The 18,170-nt window shown below is 44.0% G+C and carries 22 protein-coding genes and 2 pseudogenes; 17 read left to right on the top strand and 7 right to left on the bottom strand.

What is annotated here, in order from left to right:
- Positions 1 to 135 precede the first annotated feature (135 nt).
- Both BR62_RS0105385 and BR62_RS0105380 read right to left on the bottom strand, forming a co-directional pair.
- Positions 136 to 318 (bottom strand): hypothetical protein, encoded by a 183-nt coding sequence (locus BR62_RS0105385; protein WP_032870000.1) that lies wholly within the window; start codon positions 316 to 318, stop codon positions 136 to 138.
- Positions 308 to 1,444: a Rap family tetratricopeptide repeat protein gene (locus tag BR62_RS0105380; protein ID WP_032869998.1), complete on the bottom strand. Its 1,137-nt coding sequence runs from the start codon at positions 1,442 to 1,444 to the stop codon at positions 308 to 310. Before BR62_RS0105380 ends, BR62_RS0105385 begins: the two co-directional genes overlap by 11 nt.
- 401 nt (positions 1,445 to 1,845) lie before the next feature.
- On the opposite strand from BR62_RS0105380, the gene BR62_RS0105375 reads away from it, so the two are divergent.
- Together BR62_RS0105375 and BR62_RS20030 are read left to right on the top strand one after the other, a co-directional pair.
- Complete coding sequence (locus BR62_RS0105375; protein ID WP_050498174.1) at positions 1,846 to 2,238, top strand: YoqH family protein; 393 nt, start codon at positions 1,846 to 1,848, stop codon at positions 2,236 to 2,238.
- A gap of 138 nt (positions 2,239 to 2,376) precedes the next feature.
- Positions 2,377 to 2,455: pseudogene (locus BR62_RS20030) on the top strand (hypothetical protein); the annotation flags it as partial.
- Positions 2,456 to 2,471: 16 nt separating this feature from the next.
- Here the strand turns inward: BR62_RS20030 and BR62_RS0105370 are convergent.
- Positions 2,472 to 2,846 carry a YoqO family protein gene (locus tag BR62_RS0105370; protein ID WP_032869993.1) on the bottom strand — a complete coding sequence of 125 codons (375 nt, stop codon included), beginning with the start codon at positions 2,844 to 2,846 and terminating at the stop codon, positions 2,472 to 2,474.
- 125 nt (positions 2,847 to 2,971) lie between these two features.
- Positions 2,972 to 3,208, bottom strand: a complete 237-nt coding sequence (locus tag BR62_RS0105365) for a hypothetical protein (protein ID WP_032869991.1) — start codon at positions 3,206 to 3,208, stop codon at positions 2,972 to 2,974.
- 472 nt (positions 3,209 to 3,680) lie between these two features.
- Between BR62_RS0105365 and BR62_RS0105360 the strand changes: the two genes are divergently transcribed.
- Both BR62_RS0105360 and sprB read left to right on the top strand, forming a co-directional pair.
- The gene (locus tag BR62_RS0105360; protein ID WP_231559576.1) at positions 3,681 to 4,016 is read left to right on the top strand and encodes a DUF3221 domain-containing protein; all 336 of its coding nucleotides are present in this window, start codon (positions 3,681 to 3,683) and stop codon (positions 4,014 to 4,016) included.
- 362 nt (positions 4,017 to 4,378) lie between these two features.
- Positions 4,379 to 4,555 (top strand): recombination directionality factor SprB, encoded by a 177-nt coding sequence (sprB, locus tag BR62_RS19490; RefSeq protein WP_015417661.1) that lies wholly within the window; start codon positions 4,379 to 4,381, stop codon positions 4,553 to 4,555.
- A 33-nt stretch (positions 4,556 to 4,588) separates the two neighbouring features.
- On the opposite strand, the gene BR62_RS0105355 is transcribed toward sprB, so the two are convergent.
- Positions 4,589 to 5,014: an SDR family NAD(P)-dependent oxidoreductase gene (locus tag BR62_RS0105355; protein WP_003153663.1), complete on the bottom strand. Its 426-nt coding sequence runs from the start codon at positions 5,012 to 5,014 to the stop codon at positions 4,589 to 4,591.
- A 315-nt stretch (positions 5,015 to 5,329) separates the two neighbouring features.
- On the opposite strand from BR62_RS0105355, the gene phyC reads away from it, so the two are divergent.
- On the top strand, positions 5,330 to 6,481 hold the full coding sequence (gene phyC, locus BR62_RS0105350; RefSeq protein WP_032869989.1) for a 3-phytase: 1,152 nt from the start codon (positions 5,330 to 5,332) through the stop codon (positions 6,479 to 6,481).
- A 49-nt stretch (positions 6,482 to 6,530) separates the two neighbouring features.
- Here phyC and BR62_RS0105345 read toward each other — a convergent pair whose 3' ends face one another.
- Positions 6,531 to 7,487 (bottom strand): CgeB family protein, encoded by a 957-nt coding sequence (locus BR62_RS0105345; RefSeq protein ID WP_032869987.1) that lies wholly within the window; start codon positions 7,485 to 7,487, stop codon positions 6,531 to 6,533.
- Between the two features lie 6 nt (positions 7,488 to 7,493).
- Entirely contained in the window at positions 7,494 to 7,925 is a 432-nt protein-coding gene (locus BR62_RS0105340) for a hypothetical protein (RefSeq protein ID WP_007407928.1), read from the bottom strand.
- Positions 7,926 to 8,135: 210 nt separating this feature from the next.
- Between BR62_RS0105340 and cgeC the strand changes: the two genes are divergently transcribed.
- The 12 genes and pseudogenes from cgeC to BR62_RS0105280 all read left to right on the top strand — a co-directional run bounded on the left by cgeC (position 8,136) and on the right by BR62_RS0105280 (position 18,157).
- Positions 8,136 to 8,435: a spore maturation protein CgeC gene (gene cgeC, locus BR62_RS0105335; protein ID WP_007407929.1), complete on the top strand. Its 300-nt coding sequence runs from the start codon at positions 8,136 to 8,138 to the stop codon at positions 8,433 to 8,435.
- A 65-nt stretch (positions 8,436 to 8,500) separates the two neighbouring features.
- On the top strand, positions 8,501 to 9,772 hold the full coding sequence (locus tag BR62_RS0105330) for a glycosyltransferase family 2 protein (RefSeq protein WP_032869985.1): 1,272 nt from the start codon (positions 8,501 to 8,503) through the stop codon (positions 9,770 to 9,772).
- 38 nt (positions 9,773 to 9,810) lie between these two features.
- Positions 9,811 to 10,590 (top strand): GNAT family N-acetyltransferase, encoded by a 780-nt coding sequence (locus tag BR62_RS0105325; protein WP_007407931.1) that lies wholly within the window; start codon positions 9,811 to 9,813, stop codon positions 10,588 to 10,590.
- 78 nt (positions 10,591 to 10,668) lie between these two features.
- A complete protein-coding gene (locus BR62_RS0105320) occupies positions 10,669 to 10,815 on the top strand; it encodes a YjcZ family sporulation protein (protein ID WP_014418145.1) in 147 nt (48 codons plus the stop codon).
- Between the two features lie 137 nt (positions 10,816 to 10,952).
- Positions 10,953 to 11,401, top strand: a pseudogene (locus BR62_RS0105315) (AraC family transcriptional regulator).
- 247 nt (positions 11,402 to 11,648) lie between these two features.
- The gene (locus BR62_RS0105310; protein ID WP_007407934.1) at positions 11,649 to 12,980 is read left to right on the top strand and encodes an aspartate aminotransferase family protein; all 1,332 of its coding nucleotides are present in this window, start codon (positions 11,649 to 11,651) and stop codon (positions 12,978 to 12,980) included.
- 6 nt (positions 12,981 to 12,986) lie between these two features.
- On the top strand, positions 12,987 to 13,676 hold the full coding sequence (locus BR62_RS0105305; protein WP_015240035.1) for a CoA transferase subunit A: 690 nt from the start codon (positions 12,987 to 12,989) through the stop codon (positions 13,674 to 13,676).
- Positions 13,661 to 14,356 (top strand): 3-oxoacid CoA-transferase subunit B, encoded by a 696-nt coding sequence (locus BR62_RS0105300; protein ID WP_015240034.1) that lies wholly within the window; start codon positions 13,661 to 13,663, stop codon positions 14,354 to 14,356. Before BR62_RS0105305 ends, BR62_RS0105300 begins: the two co-directional genes overlap by 16 nt.
- On the top strand, positions 14,328 to 15,629 hold the full coding sequence (locus BR62_RS0105295; RefSeq protein WP_032869982.1) for a peptidase: 1,302 nt from the start codon (positions 14,328 to 14,330) through the stop codon (positions 15,627 to 15,629). The genes BR62_RS0105300 and BR62_RS0105295 overlap by 29 nt, the downstream gene beginning before the upstream one ends.
- Positions 15,592 to 16,464 (top strand): putative beta-lysine N-acetyltransferase, encoded by an 873-nt coding sequence (gene ablB, locus BR62_RS0105290; protein ID WP_032869980.1) that lies wholly within the window; start codon positions 15,592 to 15,594, stop codon positions 16,462 to 16,464. Before BR62_RS0105295 ends, ablB begins: the two co-directional genes overlap by 38 nt.
- Positions 16,461 to 17,882, top strand: coding sequence for a lysine 2,3-aminomutase (gene ablA / locus BR62_RS0105285; RefSeq protein WP_015240031.1), 1,422 nt, complete (start codon positions 16,461 to 16,463; stop codon positions 17,880 to 17,882). Before ablB ends, ablA begins: the two co-directional genes overlap by 4 nt.
- Positions 17,879 to 18,157 (top strand): YokU family protein, encoded by a 279-nt coding sequence (locus tag BR62_RS0105280; RefSeq protein ID WP_007407940.1) that lies wholly within the window; start codon positions 17,879 to 17,881, stop codon positions 18,155 to 18,157. The genes ablA and BR62_RS0105280 overlap by 4 nt, the downstream gene beginning before the upstream one ends.
- Positions 18,158 to 18,170: the final 13 nt, after the last annotated feature.

Below are 18,170 nucleotides of genomic sequence, written 5' to 3'. Positions count from 1 at the left end.
ACACAAGTTTAGAGCAATACTATTTATTTGTGCTTTTTTGGTTGCAGCTTTACTACCAAGGACAGCATTGCATAAAGTTTTACAGGTGAACACAGAGCATAAAAAAACACCCCCTTATATGGGAGTGCCAAAACATTATGCGGTTTGCCCTCGGCGTTCCGCTGAGAAGTCATTATGGTGATCAAGCGCGATGTGGATACTGGCTGTGTGGCCTCTTCGGGCTTCTTTAAAAACTTTGTGGCCGTCAAGAAGATAATGTCCGGCAAACCCAAGTAAAATAACTAAAAAAATAAAAGCAGATGTAAGGTTAAATTTCATAAAGACAATCCCCTCTCTGAATTTGTTTTCGGGCATAAAGCACTTTCTCATAAAAGGCGATAGCTACTTTATGGTCTTCATTTACATTATAATACATTGCTGCATCAGTCGCTAGGTCTTCCACATCTGAAAGCATAGCTTTTGATTCTAAGTAATCTAAGATTTTAAAAAGTCGGTCTTTGTCATTCTCAACGAATAAACCCATAAGAAAATCAAACATTTTTCCTAATACGTCATCGTTCAACGCCTTTGATAGCGTGAGACCTTGTTTACAAACCTGTTTTCCCTCAACCGTGTTGAACAATTTAAAGTGCGTTTTTGCCAACATTAGAAGTATGTCTAGTAGTCGGCTAGAATTGTGAAGAGAATTACTTTGATAAATTGAGACGCCTTCTTTAAAATACTCCAATGCTTTCTCCATATTTCCTGTTGTAAATGAGCATAAACCGAGATTGTACAAAGAAGAACCTATTAACCGTGGCATATCAATTTCTTGTGCTTGTTTTAATGCATTCATGAAATGCGGTATTGCTTTTTCTGGATACTCCATGTCTAAATAATTCAGACCGATGACGAATGAACATTGGATTACTCTTATTGAGTACGTTTCGTGCGCTTTGTAGGTTTCTATTGCTTGAACGATATGATGCATAGACATGTGGGTTTGCTTCATGTGATAGTACACTTCAGCTACCTTATAGTGAAATTCAGCTCGCTCTATTTCATCGGGGACAACGGCTAACTTCTTTTCAGCTCGGTTGTAAAAACTTATTGCCTTAAGATATTCGTATTGTTCAAATTCATACATCCCATGAAAAAAGTTAAAATAATATTCAAGAATTCCTTTTAGATCACTTTGTTTACTTTCGATCTTTTCTAATAAGTCTGAAACTTTTGGGCGTTCTTCATTCATGGTTTTTGGTTCAAGATAATCAAGCATTAATTGATGTCTAAAACACATGAGCGAATAGTACAACAATAAGTCTTGATCTTCTTCCATATGCTCTATTTCTTGTTCAACTTCATCCTTTAGAATTTCTGCATCTGCAACACTGAACAATCTTATGTATTTGTACCATTCATTGATTTTTAAGCCAACTTTTGAAGAAGAGATCAATTGCTCCAAAAAAATCACCCTCCTAGCATTTCGTCTGATTATGTAATATTTTATCATAATGTAATATGTTGGGAAGGGTGTTTTTTCTTAATTTCTCAATTCGGTATGGAATGCGATAGAATCCTCCTTGTTAGAGAAGGGTACGTGATCAGTTTGCTGTTGCTTTTAGTAAGGCAAGCCATTCATCTAATGTTCCTGAGAAACCTTGTTGAACGGCTAATTCATATGCTGATTTTCCATCTTTACCAGCAGCACCAGTAGCTCCTTTAGCTCCAGTACTGCCTTTTTCACCTTTTAATGAAGCTAACCATTCAAAAGTGATGAATATTCAAGGCGGGAGTAAGGGAAATTAACAACGATTTATCTTGGTTATACCGTTATTGGCTGCTGTTATTGCCTCTCCAACTCAAATGAAAGCAAGTCCAATGCCTTGTAGTGCAGTACTCGAACCGGTGAATCAAAAACTGAAAAATGCGAAGGGTGCGGCACTAATCTATAAAGTGCAGTTATACCCGCCAAGTGCTGCAAGAACGAATATGAGTATTCTTGCTGTCCACCTTCCTCCACCATCTTCTTATGGAAGCTATGACGGTTATGAAGGATTTGCCTCCAAAACAGGGGAAATCAGTTGGCGATTTAAACTATATCCGACTCCCGAGGGAGAGAGTCTTAATTGGGCTGGAAGGATTGATTCCATATCAGCTGAAATGATAAATGTTAAAGTGCAAGTGCGCCTTTCAAATTCTAAGACACAAAAGTTGGGACCGGGTGTATTAACAAACAATGTTCAATCTTGCTATTAGAAATGTAGAGCTCTTATCAAAGAGAGCAATGCGACTGGATCTTTTGTAAATTGTCAAAAAGGTAATTGATCGAGAAATTCTGGTGAAAAATGAAGAAGAGTCCATTAAGATGCAATGTCTGGAGTCAATTCATCATTTGATAGAAGAGAGCCGGCAAAAGTCGATATTGCGTTTGATTTTGTACATAGAAAGACGGCATAAAAAGAAATGGTTAGCTAAAAAAAGGCAAAGAGTCAACGCTCTTTACCATCAGGTGTTTTCCTTAAGCGGTCTGCAATATACTTAATTAAACTCAGCGCAGCAGTCACTAATCCAATAACTAAAACAATTTCAAGTAAGAGGATAAACCCAAAATTCAAACCGCGACTTTCAAAGTAATCCTCAGTAAAAAAGAGCAATTGATAAATTCCAAGCATTAGCACAATAAAGGAAGCGCCTATAATCGCCAGAGACTTTTTAGAGAACTCCTTAGTATGGTTAAAATTATAAACCAATAAGAACAAAAATAGACAAGCCATGGCGATCTTATGAGTCAATGAATCACTTGCTGAGAACCCTTGCACAAGTAAGGAGATAATTAATCCGGTCATTCCGATTATTTTGTTCAATATATCACCTGCTTTGTATAAGTATGACCTTAGATGTCAGCTTACCAATTAAAGGTGATATTCTCAACATAATGCAGTTTAAACTTAACTTAAAATCGTAATTTTAAGAACAAATTTAGAGTGGATCATGACATGCTGTTTATTATGCTGTAAACAAACGCAACAATAAATAATGGATAAGAGATAACAGCAATTAGTTTTGAAGATTTGCTCTTTTTTTCAAATGTGTATATCAGTGCAAATCCTAAAAAGAATATTGTGACAAACCAAGAAGAATAGGATGGGTACAATGCAATAAGTAAGACAATAAGAGTGGATAACGCAAAAGAAGAGTCAAGTGTTATTTTCTGATTGTTTTTCAAATAAACCGCCTCCTTACACATATCCCCCCCATATAAAAACACTTAAACATTATATTAAGTCAGCATGATTAAATGATAAACATTTTACGTCAAGAACAAGATAAAGCAATCCGGCATTTCAAGGACAAGCTGAACATGTCTGAAAAACTGTACATACCCTTAGTTAATGTAAACTGCTTATAGATAAGCAAAATGATTAAGCGGAAAGGCTGTATAGACTTATAGGACCTTATAATATAAACATTAGATCGCTTAAAGAAGGTGATGTGGTTGATCAGTCAATTGAATATTTCATGATGCAATTGTGCAGTTCTATAATGGTGAAGACCTCGCCGTGTTCCATTTGTCTAGGGGGGAATTTGTTTAAATTCATAAACATGAGGCGTTTTAGTCTGTCATTTCCTAAGCCAGTGTTTTATTCTTGTTACAAATATGCAAGAAGGGCGGTTTGAACTTGTATAGAGTGTTTATAATGCTGTTAATTTTGTTATGTATACCATTAGGGTGTCAAAACCAACATAGCAAAAATTTTATGGAAAATGAGCAAACTATGGTCGGCTATGTCATTTTAAAAAAAGAGAATCAAGCAATTCGCATACCTAATGAAAAAGCTGATGTTAAAGACTATGAAAATCTTAGTGAAAAAGAGATTATTGAAAAGTATAGATCGGATATAGTTTTACTGGGACTTAGTCAACTTAACAATAAAGATGACTTGAGCAAAGGACAAAAAATTCGTATTTGGTATAAAAAATTAAATGAATCTTCACCGCCAAAAACAAACATCTCAAAGTTTGAAAGTATTTAGTACATATTCTGTAATTCCTAGGAATACCGCTGAAAAAACTGAAGCGGCATATTGAACAGAAATAATGTCTTCTAACCTTACCTCATTCGCGGTGGCTTAATCCTGCCCCTAGATTTATTTGACGATTGTTGACTCAGGTGCAGAGAAGGCACATGCCAAGAACACATTTTTGAATTACTGGGCACCTTGAATAAAACCAGCATTCCCGTATTCATATGCGAAGAGATTGGTACTGAACGCTGGATAAAGAAAAAAGTTAACCGTACATTTGAACAAGCTTGCGAGGTTTTGATAAAGAAAGAACAGTCAAGAGACGAACCATTACATACATATAATACTCCTGTGAAAGCGGGGGTGTAGTTTTGGAACCTTACCAACGTTATGAGGAATTGAAGAAGAAAACAATAAAGGTTGTCCATAAAGATAATTACAGTATCCGCTATATAGAACAGGATGAAGCCAGTGATGACTTAGATGAATTTTATAAACAATTTGCTCAGCATTTATTGGAAGCTGCTCTGGAAAGAACTGCAGAGTAAGCTTCTTTTTTTAATTGGTTAGTAGTAAGTATCTTAATAAACGGCTTTATCGGTACTGATATTAATCACATGCGTCACCTCTTGCAGCAAAGCGGCTTCTGCGACATTTTGTCCGCCGATAAGGTTGGTTTGAATGGCTTCAAAGGGATTATCCTCACATGTCGGAACCTGCTTCAGCGCAGCTGTGTGAAAGACAATATCAACACCTTTCATCACTTGGTTGACTCTTCTGTAGTCACGAACATCGCCGAGCACAAACGACAGTCTTTGTTCATCCGCGTATTTTTGTTTCATCACATATTGTTTGCTGTCATCTTTGCTGAACACAATGACTTCTTTAGGGGTTAAGAGCAAAAGGCGTTTTACTATTTGGCTTCCGATTGATCCTGTCCCGCCTGTGACGAGAACAGTTTTATCGTGAAAAAACGGTTGTAGCTCTACTGCTTGCTGTTTAGGCATGGCTTATCCTCCAACTCTCGTTTCTCTACCATGCATCATATGTTGAACAATTTCAGCGAGTTAATGAAAGAAACCAATAAATCAAAAATTAGAGAAAAACATTAATCTGATGCGCTTTTATATCGCTTTACCCGATTAATAGAATAGAAATCACAAATAAAACATTGTACTTAATGTTCATTTTAAATATTTGCTCACGTCAATTTTTTCTCTTCATAAATTCTCACATGCGGACAATCTTCACAAAAACTTAACACTGACATTCCTGTATGTATTTTACAATTAAAGTACACTTTCATAAAAGGAGGAAGGAAAATGAATCATTCAAAAACACTTTTGTTAACCGCGGCAGCCGGATTGATGCTCACATGCGGTGCGGTTTCTTCCCAGGCCAAGCATAAGCTGTCTGATCCTTATCATTTTACCGTGAATGCGGCGGCGGAAACGGAACCGGTTGATACAGCAGGTGATGCAGCTGATGATCCTGCGATTTGGCTGGACCCCAAGAATCCTCAGAACAGCAAATTGATCACAACCAATAAAAAATCAGGCTTAGTCGTGTACAGCCTAGAGGGAAAGATGCTTCATTCCTATCCTACCGGGAAGCTGAACAATGTTGATATCCGCTATGATTTTCCGTTGAACGGAAAAAAAGTCGATATTGCGGCGGCATCCAATCGGTCTGAAGGAAAGAATACCATTGAGATTTACGCCATTGACGGGAAAAACGGCACATTACAAAGCATTACGAACCCAGACCGCCCGATTGCGTCAGCAATTGATGAAGTATACGGTTTCAGCTTGTACCACAGTCAAAAAACAGGAAAATATTACGCGATGGTGACAGGGAAAGAAGGCGAATTTGAACAATACGAATTAAATGCTGATAAAAATGGATACATATCCGGCAAAAAGGTAAGGGCGTTTAAAATGAATTCTCAGACAGAAGGGATGGCAGCAGACGATGAATACGGCAGTCTTTATATCGCAGAAGAAGATGAGGCCATCTGGAAGTTCAGCGCTGAGCCGGACGGCGGCAGTAACGGAACGGTTATCGATCGTGCCGACGGCAGGCATTTAACCCCTGATATTGAAGGACTGACGATTTACTACGCTGCTGACGGGAAAGGTTATTTGCTTGCATCAAGCCAGGGTAACAGCAGCTACGCGATTTATGAAAGACAGGGACAGAACAAATATGTTGCGGAATTTCAGATAACAGACGGGCCTGAAACAGACGGCACAAGCGATACAGACGGAATTGACGTTCTGGGTTTCGGGCTGGGACCTGAATATCCGTTCGGCCTTTTTGTCGCACAGGACGGAGAAAATATAGATCACGGCCAAAAGGCCAATCAAAATTTTAAAATGGTGCCATGGGAAAGAATCGCTGATAAAATCGGCTTTCACCCGCAGGTCAATAAACAGGTTGACCCGAGAAAACTGACTGACAGAAGCGGAAAATAAACATGAAAAAAGCAGCTTATCCAAGCTGCTTTTTGATGTGAAGAGCGTTTCATGAGAAAGTCTTGGAACGGATAGCCGCAAGCACAGCCGGAATCTGGTCATACGTGTACGCCGGGACTGTCTCTTGATAATTAAGCGCCGCGGTTTGTTTACGTTCACCCGGGTTTGTCATATAAAAATGGATCTTATCCGCAAAATCCGCAAGCCCGCTGTAAGAAACAAAGGATGAAAACGGGGGCGCGGGAGAAAGGTCTGTCAGCTGAAAGGCCTGACAAGCCGCAATGTCTAAGCTTCTCGTATTTAAACTGATATTTTCGATGCCGCGTCCGTTCTGATTGAGCGCAAACCGATAAGAACGGTGAGGGTTTAAGACCACGTCTGCGCTGTTGTAATATAATGCGGCACGTTCGGGTGCAATCCATTCATCCATTACGAGCACATTTTGCTGCCTGGCGATTTTTTTAGGCAGATGTCTGCGCCATCCCTTCCCGATGATACGAAGCGTATACGGAAGCTTCGCCGCTGCTTTCACCAGTTCAACGCGGTTCGGGTACGGGTATCCGATCAGAAGCAGATTTGTGTGAAGAGAAGCTTCAGCAGGTTGTTTCTTAAAAAGCCGCTGATTAACGGGGATCGGGACATAATATACGTGCTGTAAGCCCATTTGCCGGTAAGCATCAAGCGCGTTTTGTTCTATCGTTAAAACGGCATCGGCAAGCGGGGCGATTGTCATGCTCACATCGAAATAAAAAGGATCCTCCGTCATCCATAGATAAACGGGAATCTGTTCTGTCTTCAGCCATTGAAGCCATTCAGACGGAATACGGTCTCCCGTCATCATCAGACTGATGTCTGGTTTGAATGCCCGTATACTGCGGATGGTATCTTCCTCAAACTCAAAAACAGAAAAAAAGCGGACGGAAGACTGTAAAAAGCCTTCCTCAATCCAGCGGTCAAAATACGTGTATATGCCTTTATATCCTGAACGGATATATAAAACGTTCATATGCTGTTACGAAGTGAACGTGACACTTTCAACTTTGTCGACGTCAAGCAATGTTGTAGCAGAGCCTGCCGGTGTAACGGAATTTTCCTGCGTAACAAAAACGATTCCGTGAATTTCGTCAAAGGCAACAAATTGAACCGGGCCGATCATGTCTCCTGAATCCATCACAATGCTGATGACAGTGCCGGGCTGAATTCTTGCAAAAATCCATCTCGCAGCTAATGAAATACCGCTTCCCAATACAGATTGTGCGCTGAGACTGTCTTTCGCCGCTGCTTCATCTACTTTTGCATCAATTGCCGATTCCAATAATTCTTTTACTTTGTTTTCCACATTATCTCCTCCATCTGTACCGCCAGATAAAGCGCTGTTGTCAAATACAGGGGCTAAAAGAGTTTTCAATAACTCCTTTTTAAGCTCCAAACGATCCTCGCTCATGCGGACATACACCTCCTTTAACAATTTCAACCTCACGTTTATTCATATTCCTGATTGAAGAGATTGGTATAAGTCGAATGCCGTTTTGCTTGTGTTTTTTTCAATATTTAATCAAACAGCTGAATTTTCGAATCAGGCTTTGTTTGCCTATGCGGTTTGTAAGAGTATGACATACGTTGTATAGATTAAAAAATGAAGGAGAGGAATATTTTGGATTCGGAAGAAACTGTAAAACACGGGGGTTTTGAGGAGGAATTTCAGCTCGTACTGCTTCTTCTTCTTTTGTTATCCCGTCAGCCGTCCGGAGATCATTCAGATTTGCGGCGTCAGCTTGTAATGGCAAAAGAGCTTGGGGTTCCTGTATCACGCGTCAATCTGATTAACGGCAGCACACTGCAAAACGTAATTGTCAAAGAAGTGCTGTCAGATTTGGCCGTTTTTCAAAATCCGCTCAATAATACGAGATCAAACGTCGCGATTTCAAGCATCGTCAGCTGGGGTGCTTTTTAATAACGGATATCAGGCTCTGTCTCTTTCGGAGCCGTTTTTTATGTTTTTACAGAAGGGGTGATGGGATGGAAAAGAAGATCTCAATTATCTTAACGAGTTACAACAAACCGGATTTTGTGAAACAGGCGATTGAAAGTGTTTTGCATCAGACCTACAGCAATTGGGAGCTGTTTGTAATGGATGATCATTCAAATGAAGAAACCTCGGCTGCCATCAGTACGTATATAAAAGATCCTCGCATATATTATGACAACAGTTTTATCAATCCTGCCGAACGGCTGAAGTCCACCCGGTATGCCGTTTTGATTAATGATGCGCTTTCACGGGCTAAAGGCGAATACATCACTTATTTGACAGACGACACCGTATTTCATCCGGATAGGCTCAGCCGCATGGCGGAAGCGCTTAATCAATACAGCGAGTTTGATGCCGTCTATTCCAGCCAGAAGGTGATACATGTAAACGGGCGCGGAACAGAACAATTCCACTTCTATCGTTTTGCTGAAGAGGTGCTAGATCAGGCCGCTTTTCTCGTTGATCACTGTTCAGTGATGCACCGGAGATCATTGCTTGAGCGTGTGAAAGAGAAGTTCGGCAGCTTTTGGGACGAAGATGTTATGCATTGGAATCACGGAGACTCTGTTTTTTGGAGCAGGCTCAACACATTTACATCATTTCTGCCGATAAAAGAAGTGTTGGATACGACCTATAAAACACCCCACTCATTTCAGAACACGTATCAATCGCTTCCGTCTGTCCTGATCGACGGATCCTTTGTAAAGGGGACGGATCAGAAAGTATATCAGCTTGACCGAAATAAAAGGAAGCCTGTAAACGAGCGCTGGCATACGTTATATGAAGGCCGAACCGTCGTCATTCCGGATCCGTTTTTATTTCAATATGAGGAAGAGAACTCCGTCAGTATTCCGAATTTTCAGCTCGTCAGGGATCAGTTTCATGTTTATTTTATAGAAGACGGGGAGAAAAGAATGGTTGATCATAGCGCATTTCGCTTTTACCGATTTAAACGGCATGACATCCCGGCTTTAGAGCGGGGCGAAATACAATCGCTTCCGGACGGTCCGCCGATCAGCCGGGGGACATCGGGCTGTATTCAACATCTGCCCGGGAGAATGCTGTTTCGCATTGAACGGGAATTTTATGTTTATTTGAGAGGGGTTCTCCATCCGATCAGTCATGACGTAGCGAAACGCTTTTTTGCGAATCAGAAGGCGATACCCATTTTCTTTCAGCAAATTAAACAATTACCAATTGGAATGCCGTTCTATCCGGTGTACGATGAAATTATGAGAAATCTCAATATAACAAAAGGTTGAGAGATGCAGTTGGATGTGTAAGGAAAAGGAGAGCTTTTATGACCGATCAATTTGATAAAACCGAGAAGCAGTATATAGAGCTTACTTCCGGCATTCAGAGGTTCGAGCATTTCAGTGTATATACGGACCCTTTTTTGCCGCAGATTTTTTCGCATAACTTTGTTCAGCTGCACCGTACATTTCCGTTAGACAAACTGCTGCCGTTTTTTTCGTCCGTTCCGGGCTTGCTTCAAGCCAATTATATTCATGTGAAAGCGGCTCCGGAGCACGCGTTTCCGCTTCTTCTGAAACAAAATCTCGTAAAGCAGGGCTGCGTAGTGGAAGATGAGCTGTTTTTTGCAAGGAAACTGGAAAATAGGGACCTGCAGGCCGGACACCCGCTCACTGCTTGGGGGACGGAAAAAAGCCTCGCCGACGGGTCGTCTATTATGAACATCTATGATGCCCTTTACATTGGCGAGGCGGCGGCCGAACAAAAGCTTGAGCGGAAATATCCTTTGTATAAGGACGGAACGGTTATGCTTGTCGTGTGCTACAGCGACGCCTCGCAAACGATTCCGATCGGCTGCGGAGAGCTTTTCATCAACAAAGCAGATAAAACCGCAAAAATAGAAGAAGTCGCAATTCTGGATCAATTCCAACGAAAAGGCTACGGATCGATATTGATGAATGAGCTGATGGCGGCGGCAAAGCTGAACGGCATGGAAACCGTATACCTTGTGACGTCCGGGATGGACGGTGTAAACCGCTTTTATGAAAAACTCGGCTTCAAAAGATTTCGGCGCGTGCATACAATTTTTCATTATTTTCTTACATAGTTGGGCATTCGCATAAACCAATTGGGAGTTGGCCCGCATACAATGCCGTATATCGTAAGAAGAAAGGATGATTTGCGTATGTACGGATACGGATATGGCTACGGTTGCGGCAGTTTTGGCTATGGTTACGGGCACGGCGGCTGCGGAGGCGGAACCAGCACTTTTGTGCTGATCGTGGTATTGTTTATTTTATTAATCATCGTCGGTGCGGCTTTTATTTGTTAGACTGAAAAAAATCCTATAATGAAAATCAGCCTGCAGAGAACATCACTTTCTGCAGGCTTTTTGTTATTTCCATGCTGAAAAATCAGCTTGAAAAACATTTTAATACATACTACCTTTCTGGAGAAGGGGGCGAAAATGTGAACATAACGATTGAAGAATTACCTGAATCAAGAATTGCTTATTTCCGAAACGTCGGAGAGTATGGCGGAAAGCAAAACAAAGAACTGATGGAGTCATTTAAAAACTGGGCGCAATTGAATGGTCTGCTTGATCATTCTGTCATTTTAGGAATTCCGCAAGATCATCCGAATCGTACTCCTAAAGAGAAATGCCGCTATGATGTTTGTCTTGTTATCAATCAAGACCATGTGCCTGAACCAGCCCAGATCGGTACATTTTCCGGAGGGAAGTACGCTGTTTTCTTGCTTGATCATACAAAAGAGGCAGTCAGTGGATTTTGGAACACTATTTTTTCTGAGATCGAAAAAAATAATTTATCAATCAGAGAGAGCAGCCCATTATCGAAAGGTATACTTTACAAAAGGTGAATCATCATTTGTGTGAAATATTGATTCCCATACAGTAAAGAAGACGGGAATTTTCCGCCCTCTGCTTATACTGATTCAGATCAAAAATGATGTGATAATGAGCTGAGCAAAGAATAAAATCAACAATAGGAATAGAATTTCCAGAACGCTTTTCAGGCTGTCGGGACATCTCCGGCAGCCTGTTTTACAGAAAGGTATTTTCTGCAAAAAACTTTCTGAAGGATAAGAATGCGGTTATTCATCTGTTCATACAATGAAGCAAATGGGTTTTCGAGGTGGAAAGATATGGGGAGCTATTTAATCAAACCGGAGCTTGACGGGAATTATCCGTCAGTCAGTCATGGAAAGGGATCATATGTGTATGATCAGGAGGGGAACAAGTATCTTGACGGAGCATCGGGGGCGGTCACTTGCAATATCGGCCACGGCACGGAGGATATTATACAAGCTTTAAAAGAGCAGCTTGACTCTGTTTCGTTTGTGTATCGCTCGCAATTCACCAGTACTCCGGCAGAAGAACTGGCTTTATTTCTGGCGGATCATCTGCCGGGCGGGCTGAATTGGTCATTTTTTGTAAACAGCGGCTCAGAGGCAGTCGAAACAGCGATGAAAATGGCCGTTCAATATTGGCAGGAAAAAGGGCAATACCAAAAATCCGTCTTTCTATCAAGATGGGGCAGTTACCACGGCATTACTTTGGGAGCGCTTTCATTATCGGGGTTCTACGAACGGAGATACCGCTTCACCCAGTTGCTCGAACGGTTTCCTGCCGTTTCAGCGCCTAATATGTATCGTTCAGAGCTGCAGGGAGAGGAATTTGTGAAAGCTGCGGCGGCTGAACTGGAAACGGCTGTTCAGCGGATCGGTTCCTCATTTATCGCGGGATTTGTCGCAGAACCGATTGTCGGAGCAGCCGGGGCGGCCATCACTCCGCCGGCAGGTTATTATGAAGCGCTTGAGGATGTCTGCCGCCGGCACGGTATTTTGTTTATCGCGGATGAAGTCATGACGGGGCTCGGGAGAACAGGGCGGATGCTTGCTTCTGAGCATTGGGGGATCGCACCTGATATCGCGGTGCTCGGAAAAGGGTTAGGCGCCGGTTACGCTCCGATAGCGGCAGCCGTTGCGTCTGATGACATCATTGAAACGATCAAGCGGGGCTCCGGGGTCATTATGAGCGGACATACGTACAGTGCCAACCCATACTGTGCAAGAGCGGCGCTTGAAGTGCTTCGCTATGTTAAGAAACACGAGCTGCTTCGGCAGTCAGAGGAGAAAGGCGTAATGCTGAAGCGGAAATTAGAAGAAATCAAAGAGCGCAGCGGGGTGATTGGGGATGTCCGCGGTAAAGGCCTCCTGATCGGGGTTGAATTCGTTAAGGATAAAACGACGAAGGACGTTTTTTCGAAAAAACAGGCCTTCACCGAAAAAATCATTAAAGCGGCAAAAAAACGGGGCCTGCTTATTTACCCTGCAAAGCCCGGTATTGACAGCGGAGAAGGAGACGCCGTCATCATCGCCCCGCCGTTCACGATTTCATATGCCGAGCTGGATGAGCTGTCAGATCTATTTTCACAGGCCGCAGAAGAAGTTGAAAAAATGATGAAGAAGGATTGAGCTGATATGTCTATTTTTCATAAAAAAATCGATATTCATGAAGCAATTGCCGATGTCAAGGACGAATCTGTCATCATGTTCGGCGGTTTTGGGGGAGTGGGTTCACCTCCGTCATTAATCGAAGCGATTTTGGAAAGCGGTGTTAAAGAGCTGACCGTCATCTGCAATGATGCCGGATTTCCGGAAATCGGCATCGGCCCGCTTATCGTTCATAAGCGGGTAAAAAGGCTGATCGCTTCCCATATCGGCTCAAATCCTGTCGCGGGCAGACAAATGACTGACGGAGCGCTTGAGGTGGAATTTTCGCCGCAAGGGACGCTTGCTGAACGGATTCGCGCAGGCGGAGCGGGGCTAGGCGGTATATTAACTGATATCGGCATTGATAACGCAACCGTTTGTGAAAACAAAGAAACCGTAACGATTGACGGAAAGTCCTATTTAGTTGAAAAAGCGCTGACGGCTGATTTCGCTTTTGTGTCCGCACATACTGCTGATGAATTCGGGAATCTGACGTTTGACAAAACGGCGCGCAACATGAACCCTCTGATGGCTGCGGCGGCCGAAAGAACATTTGCTGAGGCGGCAGAGATTGTGCCTGCCGGCGAACTTGACAGCGAGCATATTGTAACGCCGGGCGTTTTCGTGGAGGGTGTCGTGCAAAGTGAAGGAGTGAAGTGGAAATGGGCTTGGGAATAGCGGAAAGAGAGAGTATCGCGAGGCGGGCCGCCAGTGAAGTTACCTCAGGTATGATTGTCAACCTGGGGATCGGCATTCCTTCTTTAGTGCCGAACTTTCTGCCCGCCGGCATGGAGGTAATGCTGCAGGCGGAAAACGGCGTCCTCGGGATCGGCGGCAGTCCGGAGCGCGGAGAGGAGGATGAGCTTTTATGCAATGCGGCCGGGTTTCCTGTCAGTACAGTTAAGGGTGCTTCCTATTTTGATTCAGCTCTGTCTTTTGCCATGATCAGAAAAGGGCTGATAGATATTACCATTTTAGGCGCGCTCCAAGTCAGCAGGACAGGTGATCTCGCCAATTGGCTCGTGCCGGGAAAAAAAGTGCCCGGAATGGGCGGGGCGATGGAGCTTGCCCAAGGCGCGAAAAAAGTAGTTGTCGTCATGAGCCACACCGATCAGAAAGGACGGCCGAAGCTGGTCGAAAGCTGTTCATTGCCGCTTACAGCAGCGGGCTGTGCAGATCTCATCATTACAGAGAAAGCCGTCATCAGCATAGATGATGGGGCTTTTGTTCTTGAGGAACTGCTGAATGGCACGACCATAGACGATGTCATTCAAACAACGGATGCCGAGATCAGATTGGGAGAATGTTTTCTTAAAAGGGGGCCTGTCCATGGATCAATTAGAAAAGAAAGTCACTGAGTGGGCGGAAGAAAACACAGCAAAAGCGGTAAGCTTGCTGAAACGGCTGATCGGGGAAAAAAGCACGTTCGGCCATGAATTTAACGCGCAGGCAGTCGCTTTAGAAAAACTGAGACAGTTTGACATGGATATTGATGTATGGGAGCCGAGTGTCAAACATTTGAAAGAGCATCCTTATTTCGTATCGGAACGCGAAGACTTCCATGAAAGCCCGAATATCACAGCTGTAAAGAAAGGGGCCGGGGGCGGAAGATCACTGATACTGAACGGACATATTGATGTTGTCCCAGAAGGAAATCCCGCCGCATGGACGTATGAACCGTTTACCGCTGTTGAAAAGGACGGCAAAGTTTACGGCCGCGGGTCAACGGATATGAAAGGCGGCAATACAGCTCTCTTGTTTGCGTTAGAAGCGCTTGAAGCCTGCGGGATTACGTTAAAAGGAGATGTTCTGTTTCAAAGTGTCGTAGATGAAGAGTGCGGCGGCGCGGGAACACTGGCGGCTGTTATGAGGGGCTACAAGGCTGACGGGGCACTTATTCCCGAACCGACTAATTTAAAGCTGTTTGTTAAGCAGCAAGGGTCTATGTGGTTCCGCATTACGGTAAGGGGATTGTCCGCACACGGCGGCACCCGCTATGAAGGGGTGAGCGCCATTGAAAAAAGCCTGCATGTCATCACAGCCCTTAAAGAGCTTGAACACGTCCGCAACGCCCGTATCACAGACCCGCTTTATCGGGACGTTCCGATTCCGGTTCCCATTAATATCGGCACCGTCCAAGGGGGAACGTGGCCATCATCGGTAGCTGACCGTGTGGTGATAGAAGGCAGGTGCGGAATAGCGCCGGATGAAACGCCCGAAGCAGTAAAAGAAGAGCTGGCAAGCTGGCTGAAAGATTTGGAGTACCGGGATGAATGGTTTAAACACCACCCCGCGGAAATAGAATGGTTTGGGGCTCAGTGGCTCCCGAATGATCTCCCGGATGAGCATCCGCTGATTTCCGCTCTGGAATCTTCTTTTGAGAAAATGAAAGGGGCAAAACCGGTTCGTGAAGCGTCCCCGTGGGGAACGGACGGAGGGCTTTTGCAGCACGCGGGACAGACGCCGGTCATCGTCTTCGGGCCGGGAGAAGTCAAGGCGGCGCATCAGGCGAATGAATACATTGAAATCCGGGCGTTAATCGATGCCGTCAAAATCATTTCTCTTTTTATCATGGAATGGTGCGGGGTGGCAGATGGGGGTGACGGAGCTGATAAAGGAACTGAGGGCTGAAAAGGGAGCGGCCGAGATTGATGCAGACCGTTTCAATGAGCGGCTCAGAGTCATTCGTTATGACGGACAGATCACGGCGCTTATTCCGGCCGTTTTGGCAGAAGCAAAGCAAGAAGGAGCCCAAAAGGTAATTTTCTTTGCCAAGCGCGGCGATGAGCCGGAATTTGTCAAGCATCTTTTTATTGTTGAGGGTGTCATAGACGGGTATTACAACGGGCATGAGGCTGTTGTGATGGTGCGCTATTTATCAGAGGAACGGAGACGGTCAGATTCATATGTATCAGAAGATTCGACTGTTGACCGTTTATATGAGACACCGCGGCGGGGACTGACTCAGGCAGAAAGCGCGCTGATGTTCAGAAAAGCGGATGAAGATGATGCAGACCGCTTATCGCACTTATATAAACATGTTTTTCTTACCTATCCGACTCCTGTCTTTAATCCCCTTTATATTAAAAAAACAATGCGAGAAAACACCATCTATTATGCCGCATTCGATCAGGATCGTCTCATTGGGGCGGCAAGCGCAGATATCAATCCGGTATTGGGGCACGCTGAAATGACCGATTGCGCGGTTCTGTCAGATTACAGGGGGAACTCCGTAACGGCACACTTGTTTAAAGCGTTGGAGCAGGAACTCGCGGGCCGGGGAATCATCCATCTTTTTTCCTTGGCCCGTGCAGCGTCTTACGGGATGAATGCCGTTTTGTACCATGCGGGATACGGCTACAGAGGCAGGCTTGTGAACAACTGCCGCATTTCAGAAGGGCTCGAAAATATGAATATATGGTGCAAGACTTTACGTTTGGCCATTCATAAGGAGGAATTCGTTTGACAAACAAATGGTTTCAGCCGAAGCGTCATTGGAAGGAGATTGAATTGTGGAAAGATGTGCCGGAAGACAAGTGGAATGATTGGCTGTGGCAGCTCACCCATACTGTAAGAACCGTCGATGACCTGAAAAAAGTCATTCATTTGACCGAAGAGGAAGAAGAAGGCGTCAGGATGTCTGTAAAAACCATTCCCCTGAACATTACGCCTTATTATGCTTCTTTAATGGATCCCGATAACCCGAGATGTCCGATCCGCATGCAGTCCGTGCCGCTGTCAGAAGAAATGCACAAAACGAAATATGACCTTGAAGATCCGCTGTTTGAAGATGAAGATTCACCGGTTCCCGGTCTTACGCACCGCTATCCCGACCGCGTTCTTTTTCTGGTGACAAATCAATGCTCGATGTATTGCCGATATTGCACCAGAAGGCGTTTTTCCGGACAGATCGGAATGGGGGTGCCGAAAAAACAGCTCGATGCGGCAATCGCTTACATCCGGGAAACGCCGGAAATCCGTGACTGCCTGATTTCCGGCGGAGACGGGCTTTTAATCAACGATCAGATTCTGGAATATATTTTGAAAAACCTGCGTGACATTCCCCATCTTGAAATTATCCGGATCGGAACGAGAGCGCCCGTTGTATTTCCGCAGCGGATAACGGATAACCTTTGTGAGATTTTGAAAAAATATCATCCGGTCTGGCTGAACACTCATTTTAATACGAGCATCGAACTGACGGAAGAATCGGTTGCGGCGTGTGAAAAGCTCGTTAACGCAGGTGTTCCGGTCGGTAACCAGGCCGTTATTTTAGCAGGCATTAACGATTGCGTGCCGATTATGAAAAAACTCATGCATGATTTAGTGAAAATCCGTGTGCGTCCGTATTATATTTATCAATGTGATTTGTCAGAGGGAATCGGCCATTTCAGAGCGCCTGTGTCAAAAGGGCTGGAAATCATTGAAGGACTGAGGGGCCACACAACGGGCTTTGCCGTGCCGACCTTTGTCGTCGACGCCCCGGGCGGAGGCGGTAAAATCGCCCTGCAGCCGAACTACTTGCTCTCCCAAAGTCCGGAGAAAGTTGTGATCAGAAACTTCGAAGGGGTGATTACATCTTATCCCGAGCCGGAAAACTATATCCCGAATCAAGCCGACGACTATTTTGAATCTGTTTTTCCGGGAACGATGGCCAAACACGAGCCGGTCGGACTGAGCGCCATTTTCGCGGACAAAGAGGTTTCGTTCACACCGGAAAATGTATCGAGGATCGACAGGAGGAAAACGTTTACATCAAACCCTGATCATGAAACGCTGAAAGACCGCAGGGAAAAGAGAGATGAATTGAAAGAAAAGAAATTTATTGCACAGCAAAAGAAAGAGCAAAAAGCAGGATCGGAAGTCGGAGGTGAGTCGCCGTGAAGCCATGCGAGTGGTGCGGCAATCAGAAGGCGTCAGCTTGTCAGGCGGCTGTGTACTGGGAGCTTCCTGACGGTACGAGGGCCATAGAAATTACAGAAACACCCTCATTCGCCTGTTCCTCCTGCGGCATGACTTATCAGGAGGAAGCGGTCATAGCGGAAATCGAAAATCAGCTTTTTTTAGTCAATGCAAAAAAATTACCGGAAACACTCACATATCAAGAGCTGATGGAGACAGAACGGATCTTGAAACGGAATTATTTTGACTTCTCCTAGTCTTCTTTTGTTG

This window comes from Bacillus sp. UNC69MF, from assembly GCF_000746035.1.
Classification (GTDB): Bacteria; Bacillota; Bacilli; order Bacillales; family Bacillaceae; genus Bacillus; species Bacillus velezensis.
Note: the sequence above shows the minus strand (reverse complement) of the source record. Positions and strands in the feature narration are given on the sequence as shown.